1 protein-coding gene and 1 pseudogene are annotated in these 892 nt (G+C 39.2%); both read left to right on the top strand.

Translation table 11 applies throughout. The annotated features are described in order from the left end of the window. Positions 1 to 264 (top strand): inorganic diphosphatase (locus tag ACS8FD_RS18180; RefSeq protein ID WP_439276881.1); only part of this gene is annotated, 264 nt, incomplete at its 5' end. A 359-nt stretch (positions 265 to 623) separates the two neighbouring features. Then, positions 624 to 892 (top strand): annotated as a pseudogene (locus ACS8FD_RS18175) (hypothetical protein); the annotation flags it as partial.

Below are 892 nucleotides of genomic sequence, written 5' to 3'. Positions count from 1 at the left end.
AAGGTTATTGGTGTGATGAAGTTCGTCGATGATGGCGAAGTAGATGACAAAATCGTTGTCGTACCAGCTGATGATCGCAACAATGGTAATGCCTACAACAGCTTAGAAGATTTGCCAGAACAGCTCATTAAGCAGCTACATTTCCATTTTAGCCACTACAAAGACCTGAAAAAAGCAGGTACTACCGTGGTCGAATCATGGGGTGATGTCACGGAAGCGAAAGAAGTCATCAAAGAGTCTATCCAACGCTGGAAAGATATGTAAACTACTGCTTTAGGTGATAAGTAAGCATTATTTAAAATACCGCAATCATCTTTATGACGGCGGTATTTTTTTGTGTAAATTTAGGTCATATTGAAAAACTATCAAGTTGTAAAGGTTTTGCTTTATAGTCAGGCCAATAAAAAGAGAGTCAGTAAGACTGGGACAAGTTTTGCGCAGTCTCTGTCAGTGTAGACACAGCACGCAAGAAATTTTTTTCCCAGTCTCGCGTCATAATCTAGTGTATCCATTTAATTTAGTATTAACGATACCATCGAACAATAATTTTATAGAGATAACATTGCTATAATGGTTGGCATTCTTAACAAGCGCTCTAACGTCATCAAATAGCAAGGACCATCATGTTTAACTCCGACTCAAACTCAAAACCTGTCAGTGCAAAGCTACCCAAGTCTATTGGTATGATGGTCGAAAAAGGCAATCTAGTGATGGCAATCAAGACGTTGGCTCAAGACGAAAACATCAGCATGGACGCAGCAAAATTACGTATTGACGCCTATGAGACCGAGATTAAGAATAAACAACATCAAAACCTAACTACAATTGCCAATAGACAAGGCATCCCAAATGAAGCTTTAAGTTTCGATAGAGAACCAGAGGTAGAGACCAC

The organism is Psychrobacter sp. 1U2, from assembly GCF_051847575.1.
The sequence above is the reverse complement of the archived record's forward strand: the minus strand, read 5'-3'. Positions and strand labels throughout refer to the sequence as shown.